Source organism: Vibrio sp. 1167 (assembly GCF_033340375.1).
In the GTDB taxonomy this organism is placed as follows: Bacteria; Pseudomonadota; Gammaproteobacteria; order Enterobacterales; family Vibrionaceae; genus Vibrio; species Vibrio alginolyticus.
The window spans coordinates 1-1,435 of the sequence record NZ_JAWOWK010000060.1; the positions used below are offsets into that span (position 1 = coordinate 1).

The following is a 1,435-nucleotide window of genomic DNA, read 5'->3' on the forward strand; positions in this document are numbered from 1 at the left end:
CAGTCTCGGGAGGGGATCTAACGGCGCTTCGCGGCATAAATGAAGACCTCACTATGGAGGAAGCGGTCGAGATCTACCTTCCTTTGTCTCGTCTACTCAATTTATATGTACCGGCTCGCCAAAGTCGCAACTCTGTTCTTCAGCAGGTTCTAAATACCGAGGAACACGCTCCGCCATTTGTTATTGGCATTGCAGGTAGAGTGGCTGTTGGAAAAAGTACAACAGCACGCATTCTTAAAGCACTGCTTTCTCGTTGGGAAAATCATCCCAAAGTTGCCTTAGTTACAACGGATGGCTTTCTGTATCCCAAAAAGGTTCTGGAAGAGCGCGGTATCATGCATCGCAAGGGTTTTCCCGAATCTTACGACATCAAACGCTTGGTAGAATTTGTTTCTGATGTAAAGGCGGGTAAACCAAATCTTGAAGTACCTGTTTACTCACACATCACATACGACATTACTGATGAGCTAAAAAAAGTCGACCGACCTGACGTGCTGATTATTGAAGGCTTAAACGTATTACAAAGCGGTATGGACTACCCACATGATCCACATCGAGTATTTGTATCTGATTTTCTTGATTTCTCAATTTATGTTGATGCGGAAAGTGAAACGATAGAGCAGTGGTATGTCGAGAGATTTTTGAAGTTTCGCCGCGGAGCTTTTACTAAACCAGGCTCCTACTTCAGCCACTATACGCAGCTGTCGGTCGATGAAGCGAAAAGTAAAGCGAAAGAAATTTGGCGCAATATTAATGGACTCAATCTGGAATTGAACATTCTTCCAACCAGAGAAAGAGCCCATTTGATCCTCCACAAAGGTGCTAACCACCTTGTCGACAAAGTATCGCTAAGAAAGTAAAGGGGCTCAGTCCCCTTTTCTCAACGAAATTTCTCCGCCAATGTAGGTTTCCAAACCATTTTCAGTTTTGAGCACCACCCCACCCTGTTGGTCGATACCTTGTACCACTCCGTGTATTTCTCTCGGTCCCATAAGAAGCTTAACCGGTCGGCCGATAAAGTTGTCCAAACGATTCCAACGTTCAACAAAACCACCCAGTCCAGTCAGTTCATATTCTTCTAACGCGGCTTTCCAATGTTTGATAAGACGTATCGCCAATTGAGTTCTATCGATACTCACTTCATTGGAAATTTGGTTGAGTGTTGTCCAAGGTTGATCAATACCGGGCTGCACATCAGGCATGCCAATATTTAATCCCATTCCAATCACTAAGTGAGCTGCGCCTCCTGCTTGACCAGACATCTCAACCAAAATACCGGCGAGCTTTTTGTCTTGATAATAAATATCGTTGGGCCACTTCAATTTCACACCTTGAATACCCATACTTTCTATGGCTTCAACAGCGGCAATACCGACAACCAAACTCAATCCCATCGCTGCCGCCATGCCCGCATCCAAACGCCAGTACATAGACA

At 44.9% G+C, this 1,435-nt stretch carries 2 protein-coding genes; one reads left to right on the top strand and one right to left on the bottom strand.

From position 1 onward, the window contains the following. On the top strand, nt 1–860 hold an 860-nt coding region (gene coaA / locus R7Z78_RS24340; RefSeq protein WP_169643849.1), incomplete at its 5' end, for a type I pantothenate kinase. A gap of 6 nt (nt 861–866) precedes the next feature. Here the strand turns inward: coaA and R7Z78_RS24345 are convergent. Further along, nucleotides 867–1,435: biotin--[acetyl-CoA-carboxylase] ligase (locus R7Z78_RS24345; protein WP_169643850.1), on the bottom strand; the 569-nt coding region annotated here is incomplete at its 5' end.